Source organism: Streptomyces sp. NPDC005281 (assembly GCF_040607495.1).
Taxonomy (GTDB): domain Bacteria; phylum Actinomycetota; class Actinomycetes; order Streptomycetales; family Streptomycetaceae; genus Streptomyces.
Genome location: NZ_JBEXGX010000004.1, coordinates 265,154 through 282,973, shown reverse-complemented (window position 1 = coordinate 282,973; position 17,820 = coordinate 265,154). Strand labels below are relative to the sequence as shown.

Sequence of the window (17,820 nt, the reverse complement as noted above, 5' to 3'; positions counted from 1 at the left end):
GGCCTTCAGTCCCTATGGCCCTCGTACGTCTTCGAGCCGGCCGGTCTCCTGGACGCGTGGTCCTCACACCTTCCGATAGGTGTACGCCTCCGCTGCCGCCGCCTCCACCGCCGCGAGGTCGGCGCCCGCCGAGGCCGTGACGACCGCGGCCACCGCGCCCTCGACGAAGGGGGCGTCCACCAGCCTTGTATCGTCCGGGAGTTCGTCGCCCTCGGCGAGCAGCGCCTTGACGGTGAGCACGGCGCTGCCCAGGTCGGTCAGCACCGCGACCCCGGCGCCCCTGTCCACGGAGGCCGCGGCGGCGGCGATCAGGTCCGCGCTGGTGCCGAGCCCCCCGTCCAGGGTGCCGCCCGCCGGCGCCACGGGTGCGAGCGTGCCGCCACCGGCCAGGCCCGTGGCCAGTTCGGCGACGGACGCGGCGACGGCGGCGCTGTGCGAGACCAGCACGACGCCGACGAGCGGTTGCTCCCTCTCACTCACCGGACGCCTCCACGAGTGCCGCGATCAGCAGGGCCGAGGAGGTGGCGCCCGGGTCCTGGTGCCCGATGCTGCGCTCGCCCAGATAGCTGGCCCGGCCCTTGCGGGCCTGTAGGGGCGTCGTCGACACGGCACCCTCCTCGGCCGCTGACTTCGCCGCGGCGAACGACTCGGTGAGCGCGTCGACCGCGGGAACCAGGGTGTCGATCATGGTCTTGTCGCCCGGCGCGGCTCCGCCGAGCGCCATGACGGCGTCGACGCCCGCGCGCAGCGCTTCCGCGAACTGCGCGTCGGTGACCTCGGCGGCGTCCCCGAGCGCCTTGCCGGTACGGCGCAGCAGGGTGCCGTACAGCGGCCCGGACGCGCCGCCGACCGTCGAGATCAACTGCCGTCCGGCGAGCGTGAGTACGGCACCGGGGGTGTCCGGGGCGTCCTTCTCCAGCACGGCGGTCACGGCGTTGAATCCGCGCTGGAGATTGCTGCCGTGGTCGGCGTCGCCGATGGGGGAGTCCAGGTCGGTGAGCCGCTCCGCCTCGCGGTCCACCGACGCGGCGGTCAAGGTCATCCAGCGGCGGAAGAAATCGGCGTCGAGCACGGAATCTCCTTGCGTGGTAAGGAAGTTGACCAGGTTGCCGGGGAAGGGGCCGGACGACGTGCCGTGGGCCGGTCCCGCGGGCCGAGCCCGGTCGCCCGACTCCTGGCCCGCGTACCGGTATTCACACGCCCCAGCGAAGCCCCGGCGTCCTCACCGGCGCGTCCCACAGGCGCAGCAGTTCCTCGTCCACCTCGCACAGGGTCACCGAGGCGCCCGCCATGTCGAGGGAGGTGACGTAGTTGCCGACGAGGGTGCGCGCCACGGGGACGCCACGCTCCGTCAGCACCCGCTGGACCTCCGCGTTGAAGCCGTACAGCTCCAGCAGGGGGGTGGCGCCCATGCCGTTGACGAGGAGCAGTACGGGATTGCGCGGCGCGAGGTCGTCCAGCACGGCGTGCACGGAGAAGTCGGCGATCTCGCGCGAGGTCATCATCGCGCGCCGCTCCCGGCCGGGCTCGCCGTGGATGCCGACACCGAGCTCGAGCTCCCCGGGCGGCAGATCGAACGTCGGGCTGCCCTTGGCCGGAGTCGTACAGGCGCCGAGCGCGACGCCGAAACTGCGGGAGCTCTCGTTGACCCGCCGGGCCAGGGCCTCGACCGCCTCCAGGGGCGCGCCCTCCTCGGCGGCGGCGCCCGCGATCTTCTCCACGAACAGCGTCGCGCCCGTTCCGCGCCGCCCGGCCGTGTACAGACTGTCGGTGACGGCCACGTCGTCGTTGACGAGGACCTTGGCGATCCGGATGCCCTCGTCCTCGGCCAGCTCCGCCGCCATGTCGAAGTTGAGGACGTCGCCGGTGTAGTTCTTCACGATGAACAGCACGCCCGCGCCACTGTCGACGGCGGCGGCTGCCCGCACCATCTGGTCCGGAACCGGGGAGGTGAAGACCTCGCCCGGGCAGGCGGCCGACAGCATTCCGGGGCCCACGAATCCGCCGTGCAGCGGCTCGTGCCCGGAGCCGCCGCCGGAGACGAGGCCGACCCGCCCGGCGACCGGGGCGTCCCTGCGTACGATCACACGGTTGTCGACATCCACCGTCAGCTCCGGATGGGCCGCCGCCATGCCCCGCAGCGCGTCCGCCACCACCGTCTCCGCCACGTTGATGAGCATCTTCATGGGAACCTCCTGGTGAGAAGAACCGCCGGGCCGCACTCCGGCCGGCGAGCGGATCGGCGGTGCGAGGAGCTCACACTGGGAAGTATCGGTGTTCGGACGGCGATAATCACGTGCCCGTACGTTCTCCGGTGAGCGCGGGTGCCGCACTCACCGGTTCCGGCCGCCGGGGCGGTGCCGCTCCCGCTACTTCCCCGCGTTGTGCACCCGGAGGCTGCCGCGGTCGCTCTCCTTCAGGCCGCGGCCGATGATCAGGCGCTGGATCTGGTTGGTGCCCTCGAAGATCTGCATGACCTTGGCCTCGCGCATATAGCGCTCGACCGGGAAGTCGCGGGTGTAGCCGGCGCCGCCGAGCACCTGGACCGCGTCCGTGGTGACCTTCATGGCGTTGTCGGTCGAGATCAGCTTGGCGATCGACGCCTCGGACTGGAACGGAAGTCCCTCGTCCTTGAGCCGGGCGGCCGCGAGCGTGGTGGCCCGGGAGACCTGCACGGCGGCGGCCATGTCGGCGAGGACGAAGGCCAGTCCCTGGTGCTCGATGATGGGCCGGCCGAACGTCTCCCGCTCGCGCGAGTAGCGCAGCGCGTGGTCCAGCGCGCCCTGGGCGAGGCCCGTGGCCACCGCCGCGATCCCGAGCCGTCCGCAGTCGAGTCCGGCGAAGGCGATCCTGAGGCCCTCGCCCTCCTCGCCGAGCCGGCGGCTCGCGGGGACGCGCACGTTCTCCAGGCGGACGGTGGCGGTGGCGGACCCGGTCAGGCCCATCTTCTGCTCCGGGGGATCGGCCACCAGGCCGGGCGAGTCGGCCGGGACGAGGAAGCAGGAGATGGCGTGCGAGCCCGCGTCGGACGTACGGGCCATGACCGTGTAGAAGTCCGCGTGTCCACCGTGCGTGGTCCAGGCCTTGGCGCCGTTGAGCACGTAGTCGTCGCCGTCCCGCACGGCCCGCGTGCGCATCGCGCCCGGGTCGGAGCCGGCATGGGCCTCGGACAGGCAGTAGGCGCCGAGCAGCTCGCCGCCGAGCATGTCCGGGAGCCACTCCTTCTTCTGGTCCTCGGTGCCGAACGAGGCGAGGGCGAAGCAGGACAGCGCGTGGACCGACACACCCACCGCCACGCTCGCCCACACGGCGGCGATCTCCTCCAGGGCCTGGAGGTACACCTCGTAGGGCTGGTCGCCGCCGCCGAACTCCTCGGGGTAGGGCAGGCTGAGCAGCCCGGCCCGGCCGAGCGTCCGGAAGACCTCGCGGGGGAAGCGTCCCTCGGCCTCCGCCTCGGCGACGCGCGGAACGAGCTCCTTCTCGGCGAGCTCGCGGGTGAGAGCGATCAGGTCGACGGCTTCCGCCGTGGGGAGAGTGCGGGTCGCGGGCATGGCATGTCCTCGGTGGTGGCGGTTCGCTGGACGATTTTGATACGCCAGGCGATACAACAGTATCGTTTTTGGTACCGCCAGGCCATGCCGGCCGACGACGGATCCACCGGTCGCCGACCGGTTTCCCGTGTTCTGCGCGCGAGGCGCCGGGATCGCGGCCGACCGTGGGCCTGAACCTGGGTCTGGACCTGGACCCGTCCCTGGGCTTGCTCGTGGGCGTGGGCAGGGAGGGGGCGCGGCGAAGGTGCCGTGCGCGGTCGGGGTGGCGGGGCCTCGGGGCGTCGAGGTGGACGGGCGGCGGGGCGGCGGGGTGGCGGGCGTCAGGGTGAGACGGCGTGCACGATGAGCGACGCCAGTTCGGCGTAGGCCTCGGCGTCGTTCAGCCCCGTCCGTGCGGCGACCTCGCCACGCTGGATCTCCTGCATGGTCGCGGCCACGACCTCTCCCACGAACGCGGCGTGGACGTCACGGAAGGCCCCGGCGGCCACGCCGTGCGCGATCAACTGCCGGATCCTTCCGGCGGCGAGGCGCGTATTGGCCTCGTACACCTCGCGGGCCGGTTCGAACCGGGCCATGTCGTCGAGGAACCGCCGGGAGAGCGGCCGCAGCTGCTCGGCGACCGCGTCCAGGTAGACCACCACACGCTCGGAGGGTGCGGAGGTGTCGGCCACCTGCTTCTCGACGGCCTGGGCGGCCTCCCGGAAGTAGTGCTTCACCGCCTCCCGTACCAACTCCTGCTTGCTTCCCGCGAGTTGGTACAGCGTCGTCTTCGAGCAGTGCAGCCGCTCGGTCAGCTCGTCGAGAGTGAACGCCGCGAAGCCCTCCGCCACCAGCAACGCGACCAGCCGTTGGAGCAGGTCGGTCTGGCGCGCGGTACGACGTGTGGACGGCATGATCTCAGCGTAACCGTTCCTCCTTCACCGTGACCGTCGCCCCTTCAGCGGCACGATCCCGGCGGGAAGGCCCGCTGTCCTGGGCCGATGCGCCCGGGGCCGCAGGCCACCGGGGGCGCTTGGCCGTCCGGCCCGGTCGCCGTCCGGCCCGGTCGCCGTCCGGCCCGGTCGCCGACCGGACCGGGGGAGGGGAGGACGTCAGCAACCGGCCTCTTCGGACGAGGGGAGGGCGTCAGCAACCGGCCTCTTCGGACGAGGGGAGGGCGTCAGGAGCCGGCCCCCTCGGGGGAGGCGGACGTGGGTGACGAGCCGAGGCCCTCCGCTTCCGGGAGCCGTTGTACGTCGACCCCGCGCACCTGCGCCAACTCGTGCTTGAGAGCGGCGAGTTCCGCGCCGCCCGCCATATGGTCGGTGAGTTCCTCCAGGCCGACCTCACCGCGGTCGGCGCTGAGTTCGAGCGTGCCGAGCCGCAGCACGCTGAAGTGGTCGCCGACCATGTAGGCGTGGTGCGGGTTGTGGGTGATGAAGATGACGCCGAGGCCGCGGTCGCGGGCGGCGGCTATGTACTTGAGGACGACTCCGGACTGCTTGACACCGAGCGCGGCGGTCGGTTCGTCGAGGATCAGGACGCGGGCGCCGAAGTACACGGCGCGGGCGATGGCCACGGACTGGCGCTGCCCGCCGGAGAGGGTGCCCACCGGCCGGTCGAGATCGTCGAGGACGATGCCCATGTTGCGCAGTTCCTCGTCGGCGGTCCGCTTCATCCGGGCGATGTCGAGCCGGCGTACGGGCCAGGGGCCCTTGGTCATCTCGGAGCCGAGGAAGAAGTTCCGCCACACCGGCATCAGCGGCACCGTCGCGAGGTCCTGGTAGACGGTGGCGATGCCCTTGGCGAGAGCCTCGCGCGGGGTGCCGAACCGCACCGCCGTGCCGTCCACGAGAAACTCGCCCTCGCTGTGCCGGTGCAGCCCCGAGATGATCTTGATGAGAGTGGACTTCCCGGCGCCGTTGTCACCGAGGACGCAAGTCACCCGGCCGGGACGGACGACGAGGGAGACGTCGTGCAGGGCGCGGATGTTGCCGTACGACTTTCCCACGCCGCGCAGTTCGACGATCGCGGCGCCGTCGTGCCCGGGCGGCGCGCCCGGGGTGGGGACGCCCGTGCTTCCGGATCCGTTGTCTGCCATGGGTCGGTTCACCTCCGGGTCGCCGTGCGGCGGACCCACAGATTGACGAGCGTGGCGCCGAGCAGCATCACGCCGAGGAAGGCCTTGAACCAGTCGGGGTTCCAGCCGGCGTAGACGATGCCCTGGTTCACCATGCCGAACATGAAGGCGCCGAAGACGGGGCCGATCGCGGATCCGTACCCGCCGGTGAGCAGGCAGCCGCCGATCACCGACGCGGCGATGTAGATGAGCTCCTGGCCGACGCCCTCGCCCGACTGCACCGTGTTGAACGAGAACAACTCGTGCATGCCGACGAACCAGGCGCCGAAGCCGACCGCCATGAACAGCGTGATCTTGGTGAAGGTCACCGGTACGCCGACCGCGCGGGCGCTGTCCTGGTCGCCGCCGACCGCGAAGACCCAGTTGCCGTACTTGGTGCGCAGCAGCACCCAGGTGGCGAGCGCCGCGAAGACGAGCCACCACACGACCGTGATCTTCACCTGGACGCCGCCGACGTCGAACGACGAGGCGAAGACTCTCTTCGCCTGGCCGAAACCGTCCATGTCGCTGATGTCGTCGGTGGCGACGTTGTCGGTGACCAGTTTCGTGACGGCGAGGTTCACGCCTTGCAGGATCAGGAAGGTCCCGAGCGTCACCAGAAAGCTCGGCAGCCCGGTGCGGACCATCATCCAGCCGTTGAACGCGCCGATCGCGAGGGAGAGGACGAGCGCGACGACGACACCGGCCCAGACGTTCATGGTGAGCTGGTAGCTGAGCATGCTCGCCGTCAGCGCCGAGGTGATCACCGCGACACCGGCGGACAGGTCGAACTCGCCGCCGATCATCAGCAGGGCCACGGGCAGGGCCATGAGGCCGATCGTCGACGACTGGTAGAGCACGGTCGCCATCGAACTGCCGGAGCGCAGCGACGGCGCCGCGATCAGGAAGAAGACGAACACGGCGGCGGCGCCGAGGAACACCCCGACCTCCGGCCGGGCGAGCAGCCGCAGAGCCAGGGGCCGCCGTGCGGTCCGCCCGACGGCCGTCCCGGGGCCGGGGGCCGGCGGCGCGGTCGCCGTCGGCCCGGCCGTGCTCATCACCGGGTGCCCTTCGCGGCGAACGCGGCGACGGTGTCGACGTTGCTCTTGTCCACGAACGCCGGACCGGTGAGCACCGGCTGCTCGCCGCCGCCGCTGTAGTTGCCGTTGTTCTTGTAGAGCCACAGCGAGTCGATCGCCAAGTAGCCCTGGAGGTACGGCTGCTGGTCCACGGCGAACTGGATGGTGCCCTTGCTGATGGCGCCGGTCAGTTCCTTGTTGAGGTCGAACGTGGCGATCTTGGCCTTGCTGTCGGCGTCACTCACCGACTGCACCGAGGTCAGGGCGTACGGGGCGCCGAGCGCGACGACGTAGTCGATCGCGGGGTCCTGCTTGAGCTTCGCGGTGATCGTGGACTTCACGGACGGCATGTCGGTGCCGTTGACGTACAGGTTCTCCGTGGTCCCGCTGAACGTCTTCTTCATGCCGTCACACCGCTGGGTGAGGCCGACGTTGCCCTGTTCCTGGATCACACAGACGGCCTTCTTGGCGCCCTCCGCGTTCAGCTTTTTCCCGAGTGCCTCGCCCGCGACGGTCTCGTCCTGGCCGAAGAACTCCATCAGGCCCAGCTTCTTCCAGTCGCTCAGACCGGAGTTGAGCCCCACGACCGGTATGCCTGCCGAAGTCGCCTTGCTGATGGCGTCCTTCATGGCGCCGGGCTTGGCCAGGGTGACGGCGATGCCGTCGACCTTCTGGTCGATCGCGTTCTGCACCAGGTTGGCCTGGTCGCCCGCGTTCGGGTCGTGCGCGTAGACGAGCCTGATGTTGTCCTTGGCGGCCGCGGCCGCGGCGCCCTTGTGGACGATGTCCCAGAACGTGTCGCCGGGCGCCTGGTGGGTGACCAGGGCGACCGTCATCTGCGGTGTGTTCGCCTTGCCTGCGGTGCCGCCGGCCCCGCTCTCGTCGGCCTTCTTGCCGCCCGAGCTGCTGGAGCAGCCTGCGGCGAGCAGTAACGACGCCGCCGTCAGGGCCACGAGGGGGGCGATTCTGCGGGAACGGGGCGGGAACGTGCGATCCATCAGTCCAGCACCTCACTGTGCGGCCGGGGTCTGTGTGTCTCCTCCCCTACATCCCCAGCATCAGACGCATCACGCATACGAAATGGACCAGGACGTCAACCAACCACCTTGTGCTGTACCGGACTTGAGGCCCCGTGCACCTCTTGTCCGGCGGCACCCACCCCGTTCTTTCGCCCCCTCCGCCCCTACCCTTCCCGTACCCGGGGCTCCGCCCCGGACCCCGCTCCTCAAACGTCGGAGGGGCTGAAAACACGCAGCCGGAGAGGCTGGAACTCACGCCGCAGGCGAATGCCGGGCCCAAGGGGCTGAAATTCACGCCGCAGGTGAAGGCCGGGCCGGAGGGCCCGAATCTCACACCCGTGAGGGACCCCACCCAAGCCACAGTCCCCCCGCACCCGGCATCCGGCGGAAGGGGCCGTGCCGGTACATCACATGCCCGTCGCCTACGCCCGGATCGAGCAGCGTTTCCCATCTCGCCGACGTCTGATCCAACGGCGACGGGCGGATGTACCGGCACGGCCCCGACCCACCACCGGACCGGCACCGAGCGCGGCGCGAACCAGACGTACGGCTATGCCTCGAGTGGCACCCACGTGCCCGACGCCGCCGAGCGCCCCATCGCGTCCAGCGCCGTAGCGCTGCGGACCGCGTCGACCAGGGTCGCGCCGTACGGCCTGCCGTCCGCGATCGACCGCAGAAAGGTGTGCGCCTCGACGACCTTGAGATCGTCGTAGCCCATGCTGTTCGCCGCGCCCGGCTGGAAGGCGGCGTAATCCCCGGCCCCCGGACCGACGAACACGGTGCTGACCGGCTGGTCCCGGTACGTCGAACCCCGGCTCACACCCAGCTCACCCATCCGGCGGAAGTCCCAGAACACCGCCCCCTTGGTGCCGTGGACCTCGAACCCGTAGTTGTTCTGCTCGCCCACCGAGACCCGGCACGCCTCCAGAACACCGCGCGCACCGGAGACGAAGCGCAGGAGACAGCTGACGTAGTCCTCGTTCTCGACGGGCGCCGGCTCGCCGCCCGCCGCGCGCTCGTGTCCCGAGGTCGCACCGGCCGGCCGGGCCCGCAGGGACACGAAGACCGCGGTGTCCGCCATCAGCGCCTCGATCTCGCCCACCAGGAAACGGGCCAGGTCGACGCCGTGCGAGGCCAGGTCGCCGAGGACACCGCTGCCGCCCCGCTCCCGTTCGAAGCGCCAGGTCAGCGCGCCCTCGGGATCGGCCGCGTAGTCGCTGAACAGGCGGATGCGCACATGGGTGACGCCACCGATGTCACCGGAGGCGATCAGCTCGCGGGCCGCCACGACGGCCGGTGCGCCCCGGTAGTTGAAGCCGACCGTGCCCCGTACTCCGGCCTCGGCGACCGCGCCCGACACGGCCCGGGCGTCGTCGGCGGTCAGCCCCACCGGCTTCTCGATCCAGATGTGCTTGCCGGCAGCCGCCATGGCCACACCGATCTCACGGTGCAGGAAGTTCGGCGCGGTGATGCTCACGGCCTCGACACGAGGGTCGGCGGCGATCTCCCGCCAGTCACGGACGGCGGCGGCGAACCCGTACCGCGCGGCGGCCTCCTCGGCCCGGCCGGGCACCTCGTCGGCGACGGTGATCGGTTCGGGACGCAGGGGGAGCCGCGGGAAGTGGTGCGGAACGCGAGCGTACGCCTGCGTGTGCACCCGTCCCATCCAGCCGAACCCCACGACAGCGACACCGAGCGCACGCACCACGATCGCCCTCCTTCAAGCCGAGCCGAGCCGCCCAAAGCGGCCCCGAGCCGCCCCGAGCCGTCCCGGACCGACGAGACCGATGGAGCCGGAGCCGGGACCGGGATCGGGACCGGAACGGGAACCGGGTCCCGCCCCGCGACCAGGCTAATGCGAGCGCGCCACCGTCAGGGGGCGACGGACGACCGCTGTTCCAGGATCCGCAGGGCCCGCTCCGCCCAGTCGATGATCGCCTGCTCGAAGGCGCGTCCCCCCAGGAGAGTGAGATACGGGCCGACCCGCTCGGCCCCGGCGAGGTACTCCTCCTCGGTGCGCCCGTCGAACAGCCGGGCGCCGATCCGCTCGTAGTGCGCCAGCTTCGCGCGCGACCATTCCAGCCGCTCGACGATCGCCACCCGGACGGCGTCGGCGTCCCCGATGTCGAGTGCGTACACCTTGACCATCAGCTCGTCGCGGATCGCGGTGGGTTTCGCGGACCCGGAGGTGAAGGAGGCCAGGGTTTCGAGCCCGGCCGCCGTCAGTGAGAAGACCCGCTTGTTGGGCCGGCGCTCCTGCCGCACGAGCCGGGCCTCGATGAGCCCCTCGGACTCCATCCGGTCGAGCTCCCGGTACAACTGCTGCGGGGTCGCCATCCAGAAGTTGGCCACGGAGGCGTCGAACCCCTTGGCCAGGTCGTAGCCCGAGGCCTCGCCCTCCAGGAGCGTGGCCAGTACCGCGTTGCGCAATGCCATCCCGCAAGGCTAGACGGCCTCCCCTCGCAGGACTAATCTTATCCGCACCTAATCAATTAATTGAGTATGAGTAGAGTGGTGAACGCGATGAACTCCTTCCGCAAGGCCGTGGAGGCCGGAGACCTCGGCGCCGTCGAGGAACTGCTGGCCGACGACGTCGTGTTCACCAGCCCCGTCGCCTTCAAGCCGTACCCGGGCAAGCCGATCACCGCGGCCATCCTGCGTGGCGTCTGGCGCGTCTTCAGTGACTTCCGCTACGTCCGCGAGATCGCCGGCGCCGACGGCCGCGACCACGCGCTGGTCTTCACGGCCAAGGTGGGCGACAAGGAGATCAACGGCTGCGACTTCCTGCACTTCGACGAGGACGGTCTCATCGACGAATTCACGGTGATGGTGCGTCCGTTGTCGGCGGCGCAGGCGCTCTCCGAGGCGATGGGGGCGCAGTTCGAGCAGATCTCGCGCGAGGCGGCCGGAGCGTGAGGGTGCCGGCTCGGGCGGTTTGAACCGACTCCCTCCGGCTACCCGCCTGTTGTGACGACGACTTCACAACAGGAGCTCTTCCGGTACCTGGAGGACCGCTTCGCCTGCGCCCAGGCCTGTACCGACTGCGCCCGGACCGCCGCGTTGCGCGCGAGCCTCATGGACCCCGACGGGCCGAAGGAGCAGGAATCCGCGCGGCGTTCGGGCATTCTGTGCGCGGAGGTGTGCGAGGCGACCTGCCATGTTCTGTCCCGCCAGCAGGGGCAGAGCGAACGGGAAGTCCGTGCCCAGCTGGAATGGTGCCGGGACGTCTGCCTGGAGTGCGCCGAGGCTTTCGACGGCTGCCCCGGGGCGGAGGCCGCCGCGCGGAGATGCCGTGACTGCGCCCGGTCGTGCGTGGACTTCATCGCCACGCTGAGGTGAGGCCGCACGGAGCCGGGCGCGGGCCGGTCAGGCGAGCGGGCGTCCGGCGCGGACGTTCCAGCGTCCGGCGCGCCCGCTCAACTCGGTGACGGTGAGCGGCGGCACGTCCACGCGCCAGAACGCCGGCTCCGGCGCCCCCAGCACCCGTACCACCAGGGCCCGTACGACCTCGGGCTCCACCACGGCGACGGTCCGGCCGTCGAACCCGGCCGCCGCGTCGAGGCGTTCCGCCACCCGGTCGCAGAACGTCCGGACCGACTCGCCGTCGTGCGGCGCCGACGCGGGGTCGGCGAGCCACCGCGCCACCGCCTCCGGTTCCTTCGCGCTCACCTCGGCCAGCGTCGCCCCGCGCCAGCGGCCCACATCGAGAGGCGCCAACTCCGTTGCTTCGGAGCCGCCTTCGAGTCCGAGTGCCTCGGCGGTCTGCCGGCACCGCAGGGTGGGGGAGACCCACAGCCGCCCGCCGGCGGGAACGGCACCCGCCTCGGCCGCCGTCCGGGCGGCCCGCAGGCCCGAAGTGTCCACCGGGCTCCCGTCGTCGAAGCGGGCCTCGCGCAGCGCCTCGCTGATCGCCGCGGAGATCAAGGTCACTCGGCTGGTCATGCCATCACTCTCATGTGTCGTGGACCCGGTTCGTGTTCATCGGACCGGGTGGTCGTGCGTCGCGGCCCCCCGACCGGAATCGCGCCTCCGACCGGAATCATGGCCCCTTACTGGAGTCTTGGCCTCCGGCCGAGGGTGCGGATCCGTCCGGAGTCGTCGCCCCCGACGGAAGGCGAATCCCTGCCCCATCAGGACGGTTGCCCTCCTCCACTGTGCTTCACGAACTGTGGGGCGCACAAAGTGCAGGGGGCCGTGCGCCCTTGGCCGGGCTGCGGCTTCGCGGTACGGTCACGTGGATATTGACGACGGTTCGGCGGAAGCCCGGTGGAAGTCCGGCACGGTCGCGCCACTGTAAGCCCGGCACATGTCACCCCGGCCAGGGGTGACGGACGCGGGCAAGTCAGACCCGTGACCGTCGTCCTGTGCACCACCGAGATGGGACGCGAGTTCCCCAGGAGGTTCTGCCCCATGGCGCAGTCCGTCGCTCAGCCGACCGTCACCCCCGCCGCCGTTCCCGCCAAGCTGCCGATCGGTGCGATCGTCCCCTGGGCGGCGTTCTTCGGCATCCTGATGCTGGTCCTGCTCTACTTCGTCGGCGCCGAACAGGGCGCCACCTCCCTCGTCTCCGGCGAGAACGTCCACGAATGGGTCCACGACGCACGGCACCTGCTCGGCTTCCCCTGCCACTGACGGCGACGGGGAACGTACGAGCCACGATATTGCGCGACGGCCGGGAAGCCCCGGTCCGTACGACGGGGGCGGTGCCCGGAAGGCCGGGCACCGCCCCCGTCGCATGCGCGGGGGCGCCCCGGCGTCCGTGTCGTCGGCGTCATCGCCATTCCCAATTTCTGGAACACGTTCTACGGTGTGCGCCGTCAGGTCGGGCCCGGGGATCCAGGAGGCGCCGTGCATCTCGAATACACGCCGGAGCAGCAGCGGTTGCGGACCGAACTGCGGGTCTACTTCGCCGAGTTGGTTCCGGACAACGCCTACGCCCGCTACGCCGATCCGGCGGCGCAGAAGCGCTTCTACCGCGAGACGATCAGGCGGCTCGGCGCGGACGGCCGGCTCGGGGTCGGCTGGCCCGAGGAGTACGGCGGGCAGGGCCTCGGCCCGATGGAGCAGTTCATCTTCTTCGACGAGGCGGCCCAGGCCGGGGTGCCACTGCCGCTGATGGCGCTCAGCACGGTGGGGCCGACGATCATGCGGTTCGGCACCGAGGAGCAGAAGTCCTACTTCCTGCCGAAGGTCCTCTCCGGCGAGATCGACTTCGCGATCGGCTACAGCGAGCCCGACGCCGGGACGGATCTCGCGGCGCTCAGGACCAGGGCCGTACGCGAGGGCGACGAGGAGACCGGTCACTACACGGTCAACGGCCAGAAGATCTGGACGACCAACGGCGACACGGCCGACTGGGTGTGGCTCGCGGTCCGCACCGATCCGGACGCCCCGCCGCACAAGGGCATCACCATGCTCCTCGTGCCGACCTCCGACCCCGGCTACTCGTGCACCGTCATCAACACGCTCGCCTCGCACGACACCACCGCGAGCTACTACGAGAACATCCGCGTCCCCGCCACGCGCCGGGTCGGCGAGGAGAACAAGGGCTGGCGGCTGATCACCAACCAGCTCAACCACGAGCGCGTCACCCTCGCCGCACACGGGACCATGGCCATCCGCGCCCTGCACGACGTCCAGCGCTGGGCGATGGAGACCAAGCTCGCCGACGGCCGCCGCGTCGTCGACCTCCCCTGGGTGCGCCGCCTCCTCGCGCGCACGCACACCAGGCTGGACGCCATGAAGCTCCTCAACTGGCGCATGGTGAACGCCGTCCAGGAGGGCACCCTCACCCCCCAGGACGCCTCCGCCGTCAAGGTGTACGGCTCCGAGGCGCGTCGGGACGCGTACGCATGGCTGATGGAGATCGTCGCGGCCCCCGGCGTCCTGAAGGAGGGCTCGGCCGGCGCCGTCCTGCACGGCGAACTCGAACGCGGCTACCGATCAGCCGTGATCTTCACCTTCGGCGGCGGCAACAACGAGATCCAGCGGGAGATCATCTCGTGGATCGGCCTGGGGATGCCCAGGGTGCGGCGCTAGCGGGATGTGACCAGGATCAGCAGTTGACAGGCAGCTCGCGCCAGTTGCTGCCGAGAGCACCGGCGTCCGCCCGATCTGCACCGGCACTCAACGATCTTCGCTCCAGGCCGTAGGCATACCGAGACCGACGACCGTTTGCTTGCGGGAACGCCTGTCGATCTGGGCGAGCTCATCCTCCGCGCCGGCGAGACTGGCGCGTAGTCCTTCGACTTCGCCGGGCAGCAATAAGGTCAGCCGAATGGCCGATTACTGGTTATCGGTGAACTGCGGGCCCTTCTCCTGATTGTAGATTTCCTCACCGGATGCGTTGTAGGCGTGGACGTAGGGACTCGGGCCCGCATAGTGCGAGCCGGGGTTGTCGACGGAGAGAGCCGCCGCGTAGACGAACGCGCCGCCGGCCATGACCGCCGGGTACTGCTTCGGATTGTCGCCGTAGCTGATGGCGATCTTGGCAATGTTGGATGTGTAGTGCCCGGCGCCCAACCCTAGATATCGCCCCTTGCCGGTGGACTCGCGAATGGAGTCGAAATACTCGATCGTATGACCGGTGCCCCACAGGCGATTGTTGATGAACGTGGGCGGGGAATCCTGGCTGTTGCCCTTGTCGCCCTTTGACTCGCATTGCGCTTACTGATCGGCGGAGTTGACGGCGATGACCACACCGTCCCCGTCCTGCGAGGCGATGGGAGCGCGGGCCGCGACCACCGCGTGGTAGCTCGAGGCATCCGAGCCCAGGCAGGAGAACAGGATCTTGGCGACGGTCCCAGCGTCGATCGGGGTCGTCGTCCCGCACCGACATACGACGCTCGTCGTCGACCAGGACGGCGACGCGGTCCGCGTGGTCGCCCACCGACTCGTCGTGCGAGACGAGCCGGCGCAGCAACGCCTCGGCCCGCCTCAGCCGCCGCCTGGTGTTCGACAGCAGGCGGTCGGCGATGCCCAGCAACCACGGCAGAGCCGAGTCGCGGTCCAGCACCGTCTCCGATCGCCGACGCCAGGCATGCAAGAACACGGTCGACGTGAGGTCTTCGGCCTCGGACCGGTCGGTCGTCCGCCGGAACAGGTGGTTGTAGACGGTCTTCCCGTGACGGTCGAAGACCCGACCGAACGCCTCCCGGTCGCCGTCGACGGCCCTCGCCCACAGTTCTCGGTCAGATATGCCTCCGACCGGTACGGCGGGACCAGCGTCGTTCAGTTCCATGCTCTGTACGTGTCCGGCAACCAGCCGAAGGTTCCCGCTGAACCAGCTCCGGTTTGACGGACTCAGATTCAACCGGCCAGAGCGACAGCGCCGGTTGGAGGGAGACGGCGCTGCCCCTGCTGCCGGAGGAGTGGTCGCCCGAACAGATCGTCGGACACCTGCGTCTGCATCACGAGGGCGACCCGCAGACGCAGATCACCCACCAGACGATCTTCCGGTCGATCCGCACCACCCGCTGGAAGGTGGTCCCCCGCGAACTGTGCAGGCGGGTTCGAACTGGCCGCCCGATCCGGAAGAACAAGCGCCACACGGTGAAAGGCCAGTGGCGTTCACAGATCACCGGCGCCCGACCGATCGAGGAGCTGCTCCGGCAGTATCTGCCCAAAGGAACAAACCTGTCGAAGTTCAGCCGGGACGAGCTTGACGCCATCGCGGCGAAGCTCAACAAGCGGCCGCGCGAGTGCCCTGGATTTCGCACACCGGCCGAGAGTGTCGCCTTGATCGGTCGAATCCAGATCAACACCTGCCACCTACCCGGCAACACTCCGAGGGGAGCCGTAACTCGTCTCTGTCACTCAACATCCGTCATTAAAACGCCACTTGCTCTAATGAAGACCGAGTCACTACAGTCGCCATCCGAACCTTTGCTCGGTTGTTCACTCGCTGGGGGTGACAGCGAAGGATCACCGCTCGTCGGCGTATTCGGCAGGCGGCCGAAAGAAGAAGGAGCTCGCTTTCGTGGCGTCCCACCGTCGACCCAAGCAGCCGAGCCGCACCCGTGTGACCGTGCTCACCACCGCCGCAGCTGCCGCCGTTGCTCTCAGTGCCAACGCCGCCAATGCCGCGCCGTCCGAGAAGCCCAACAAGGACGAGGTCAAGACCAAGGTCGACAAGCTCTACCAGGAGGCCGAGCAGGCCACCGAGAAGCTCGACGGCGCCAAGGAGAAGCAGAAGGAACTACAGAAGGAGATCAACTCCCTTCAGGACAACGTCGCCCGCGGCCAGGACGCGCTCAACCAGCTCCGCGACGGCCTCGGCTCGATGGCGAGTGCCCAGTACCGCACCGGCGGCATCGACCCCTCCGTGGCGCTCTTCCTCTCCTCGAACCCGGACGACTTCCTGGACAAGGCCTCGGCCATGGACCAGCTGACCGCTCAGCAGGCCGAGTCGCTCAAGAAGGTCCAGGAGAAGCAGCGTTCGCTCGCCCAGCAGCGTGCCGAGGCCTCCGCGAAGCTCAAGGACCTCGCCGACACCCGGGCCGAGCTCGCGAGCAAGAAGAAGGAAGTCCAGAGCAAGCTGGGCTCCGCGCAGAAGCTCCTGAACTCGCTGACGGCGCAGGAGAAGGCGGCGCTGGCCACCCAGGACCAGCGGCGGGCCACCCGCGCCGGCGAGCGGGTCGACCTCGGCACCACCAAGGCCGCCTCGGGCCGCGCCGCCGCCGCGTTCGCCGCCGCCCAGAGCGTGATCGGATCACCGTACGCGTACGCCCACTCCGGCCCCAGCACCTTCGACTGCTCGGGCCTCACCTCCTGGGCGTACGCCCAGGCCGGCGTGACCATACCCCGCACCTCGGAGGCCCAGGCCAACGCGGGCACCCGCATCTACTCGCAGAGCGATCTCCAGGTCGGCGACCTGGTCATCTTCTACGGCGACCAGCACCACGTCGGTTTCTACGCGGGCGGCGGCCAGGTGCTGCACGCCCCGCACACCGGCGCGTTCGTCCGCTACGAGGCGATCGGCAACATGCCCTTCCAGTTCGGCGTCCGGATCTGATCCGTGCCTCGGGCCGGGGCTGCGGTGCGGTCTTGACGACAGCCGCGCCCGTCATGGCCCACCGCTGCTGCACCTTCGGCGGGCCGCGAGTGGAGACGCTCGCCGGGGCGGACGCGGGCGCGCAGGCCGCGTTCGATGTCCTGGAGGCGCGCGACCCGGTCGTCCTCCGGGAGGTTCTGCCGAAGGAAGGTGCGACTGGTGACGGTGACGTCGATTACCGACCGGAACCGGGCACCGGGGTCTTCGTCAGAGAGGACAACTCCTGCCCGCCCTGGTCGAGGCGGAACGGCGGGTACTCGTCGGTCATCAGCGCGCCATAGGCAGCCACCCGTGCGACCCAGCGGACCAGGCCGAGCAGGAAGTCGAAGAGGTGGACCGGGTAGCGGGCCGTGAACGCCAAGATGATCACGGCGACCAGGGAGAGGAAGGGGATCAGGCCGCCGCCACGCCAACCGTCCGATTCTCCCCAGCCACCGACGAGGATCCCGACGACGATGTACTGCGGGATCGCCAGCAGCCACCACTTCACCAGGACCAGACCGCGGGAGAGGCGCTCGGGATACACGACGTCGAAATGCGCCGGGTAGTCGGGCACGTCCGCGAGGGTGAACGGCGGGTACCGGTCGGTGCCGAGCACGGTGTGGGCGTAGTAGCCGACACGCCAGTTCCAGCGCATCACGCCGACATTGAAGTCGAAGAGGGATCGTGGGTAGCGGCCGGTGAACAGGATGGCGAAGAACGCGACGACGGTCACGAGGACGAACGCGATCCACAGGAAGAACAGCACGATGTAGTGCGGGATGGCTAGGAACCACTTCACCAGCCACAGCCATCTGGACAGCCGAGGATCGAGAAACGCCTCGATACGCACAGGCGACGCGGTGACAGGAATCATGTGGCCAACTCCTTTCGAGCGCCCCCTCCAGGCGGCCACCCGCTGGTGCCCTCACTCAACGGGCAGGACAGCAGGGCGATCGCCTGATCATGAAATCAGGCTCGCACGTGAGGTGGAGGGCCGCGACTCGGGTGGTTCGGGCCCTCGGGGCCGACGGCCTCGGCG

General features: G+C 69.9%; 18 protein-coding genes, 2 pseudogenes and 1 riboswitch. Of the genes and pseudogenes, 6 read left to right on the top strand and 14 right to left on the bottom strand.

Annotated elements, in window-relative coordinates; genetic code table 11:
* Positions 1 to 63 precede the first annotated feature (63 nt).
* The 10 genes from ABZV42_RS08355 to ABZV42_RS08310 all read right to left on the bottom strand — a co-directional run bounded on the left by ABZV42_RS08355 (position 64) and on the right by ABZV42_RS08310 (position 10,183).
* On the bottom strand, positions 64 to 480 hold the full coding sequence (locus ABZV42_RS08355) for a PTS fructose transporter subunit IIA (RefSeq protein ID WP_356051262.1): 417 nt from the start codon (positions 478 to 480) through the stop codon (positions 64 to 66).
* Positions 473 to 1,072: a dihydroxyacetone kinase subunit DhaL gene (gene dhaL, locus ABZV42_RS08350; RefSeq protein ID WP_355990607.1), complete on the bottom strand. Its 600-nt coding sequence runs from the start codon at positions 1,070 to 1,072 to the stop codon at positions 473 to 475. Before dhaL ends, ABZV42_RS08355 begins: the two co-directional genes overlap by 8 nt.
* Positions 1,073 to 1,193: 121 nt before the next feature.
* Positions 1,194 to 2,186, bottom strand: coding sequence for a dihydroxyacetone kinase subunit DhaK (dhaK, locus tag ABZV42_RS08345; RefSeq protein WP_355990609.1), 993 nt, complete (start codon positions 2,184 to 2,186; stop codon positions 1,194 to 1,196).
* Positions 2,187 to 2,369: 183 nt separating this feature from the next.
* On the bottom strand, positions 2,370 to 3,551 hold the full coding sequence (locus ABZV42_RS08340; RefSeq protein ID WP_355990611.1) for an acyl-CoA dehydrogenase family protein: 1,182 nt from the start codon (positions 3,549 to 3,551) through the stop codon (positions 2,370 to 2,372).
* Positions 3,552 to 3,871: 320 nt separating this feature from the next.
* Complete coding sequence (locus tag ABZV42_RS08335; RefSeq protein WP_356051260.1) at positions 3,872 to 4,444, bottom strand: TetR/AcrR family transcriptional regulator; 573 nt, start codon at positions 4,442 to 4,444, stop codon at positions 3,872 to 3,874.
* Positions 4,445 to 4,710: 266 nt separating this feature from the next.
* Complete coding sequence (locus ABZV42_RS08330) at positions 4,711 to 5,631, bottom strand: ATP-binding cassette domain-containing protein (protein ID WP_356051258.1); 921 nt, start codon at positions 5,629 to 5,631, stop codon at positions 4,711 to 4,713.
* 8 nt (positions 5,632 to 5,639) lie between these two features.
* Complete coding sequence (locus ABZV42_RS08325) at positions 5,640 to 6,707, bottom strand: ABC transporter permease (RefSeq protein ID WP_355990617.1); 1,068 nt, start codon at positions 6,705 to 6,707, stop codon at positions 5,640 to 5,642.
* On the bottom strand, positions 6,707 to 7,726 hold the full coding sequence (locus ABZV42_RS08320) for a substrate-binding domain-containing protein (protein ID WP_355990619.1): 1,020 nt from the start codon (positions 7,724 to 7,726) through the stop codon (positions 6,707 to 6,709). The genes ABZV42_RS08325 and ABZV42_RS08320 overlap by 1 nt, the downstream gene beginning before the upstream one ends.
* 571 nt (positions 7,727 to 8,297) lie before the next feature.
* Positions 8,298 to 9,455, bottom strand: coding sequence for a Gfo/Idh/MocA family oxidoreductase (locus ABZV42_RS08315; RefSeq protein ID WP_356051256.1), 1,158 nt, complete (start codon positions 9,453 to 9,455; stop codon positions 8,298 to 8,300).
* A gap of 164 nt (positions 9,456 to 9,619) precedes the next feature.
* Positions 9,620 to 10,183, bottom strand: a complete 564-nt coding sequence (locus ABZV42_RS08310; protein WP_355990623.1) for a PadR family transcriptional regulator — start codon at positions 10,181 to 10,183, stop codon at positions 9,620 to 9,622.
* A gap of 87 nt (positions 10,184 to 10,270) precedes the next feature.
* On the opposite strand from ABZV42_RS08310, the gene ABZV42_RS08305 reads away from it, so the two are divergent.
* Both ABZV42_RS08305 and ABZV42_RS08300 read left to right on the top strand, forming a co-directional pair.
* Positions 10,271 to 10,663 (top strand): nuclear transport factor 2 family protein, encoded by a 393-nt coding sequence (locus ABZV42_RS08305; protein WP_356051342.1) that lies wholly within the window; start codon positions 10,271 to 10,273, stop codon positions 10,661 to 10,663.
* 51 nt (positions 10,664 to 10,714) lie between these two features.
* On the top strand, positions 10,715 to 11,086 hold the full coding sequence (locus tag ABZV42_RS08300) for a ferredoxin (protein WP_355990625.1): 372 nt from the start codon (positions 10,715 to 10,717) through the stop codon (positions 11,084 to 11,086).
* A gap of 27 nt (positions 11,087 to 11,113) precedes the next feature.
* Here the strand turns inward: ABZV42_RS08300 and ABZV42_RS08295 are convergent, their stop codons facing one another.
* Complete coding sequence (locus ABZV42_RS08295) at positions 11,114 to 11,689, bottom strand: histidine phosphatase family protein (protein WP_355990627.1); 576 nt, start codon at positions 11,687 to 11,689, stop codon at positions 11,114 to 11,116.
* Between the two features lie 269 nt (positions 11,690 to 11,958).
* Positions 11,959 to 12,120: riboswitch (cobalamin riboswitch) on the top strand.
* A gap of 37 nt (positions 12,121 to 12,157) precedes the next feature.
* Between ABZV42_RS08295 and ABZV42_RS08290 the strand changes: the two genes are divergently transcribed.
* Positions 12,158 to 12,379 (top strand): CbtB-domain containing protein, encoded by a 222-nt coding sequence (locus ABZV42_RS08290; RefSeq protein WP_355990629.1) that lies wholly within the window; start codon positions 12,158 to 12,160, stop codon positions 12,377 to 12,379.
* A gap of 216 nt (positions 12,380 to 12,595) precedes the next feature.
* Positions 12,596 to 13,786 (top strand): acyl-CoA dehydrogenase family protein, encoded by a 1,191-nt coding sequence (locus tag ABZV42_RS08285; protein ID WP_356051254.1) that lies wholly within the window; start codon positions 12,596 to 12,598, stop codon positions 13,784 to 13,786.
* A gap of 246 nt (positions 13,787 to 14,032) precedes the next feature.
* On the opposite strand, the gene ABZV42_RS08280 is transcribed toward ABZV42_RS08285, so the two are convergent.
* Both ABZV42_RS08280 and ABZV42_RS08275 read right to left on the bottom strand, forming a co-directional pair.
* Entirely contained in the window at positions 14,033 to 14,269 is a 237-nt protein-coding gene (locus tag ABZV42_RS08280; RefSeq protein ID WP_355990637.1) for a hypothetical protein, read from the bottom strand.
* Positions 14,270 to 14,579: 310 nt separating this feature from the next.
* Positions 14,580 to 14,987, bottom strand: a pseudogene (locus ABZV42_RS08275) (sigma factor); the annotation flags it as partial.
* 362 nt (positions 14,988 to 15,349) lie between these two features.
* Here ABZV42_RS08275 and ABZV42_RS08270 point away from each other — a divergent pair.
* Both ABZV42_RS08270 and ABZV42_RS08265 read left to right on the top strand, forming a co-directional pair.
* Positions 15,350 to 15,484: pseudogene (locus ABZV42_RS08270) on the top strand (IS30 family transposase); the annotation flags it as partial.
* 241 nt (positions 15,485 to 15,725) lie between these two features.
* Complete coding sequence (locus tag ABZV42_RS08265; protein WP_356051252.1) at positions 15,726 to 16,760, top strand: NlpC/P60 family protein; 1,035 nt, start codon at positions 15,726 to 15,728, stop codon at positions 16,758 to 16,760.
* Between the two features lie 214 nt (positions 16,761 to 16,974).
* Here ABZV42_RS08265 and ABZV42_RS08260 read toward each other — a convergent pair whose 3' ends face one another.
* Positions 16,975 to 17,655, bottom strand: coding sequence for a DUF4389 domain-containing protein (locus ABZV42_RS08260; protein ID WP_355980403.1), 681 nt, complete (start codon positions 17,653 to 17,655; stop codon positions 16,975 to 16,977).
* Between the last annotated feature and the right edge of the window lie 165 nt (positions 17,656 to 17,820).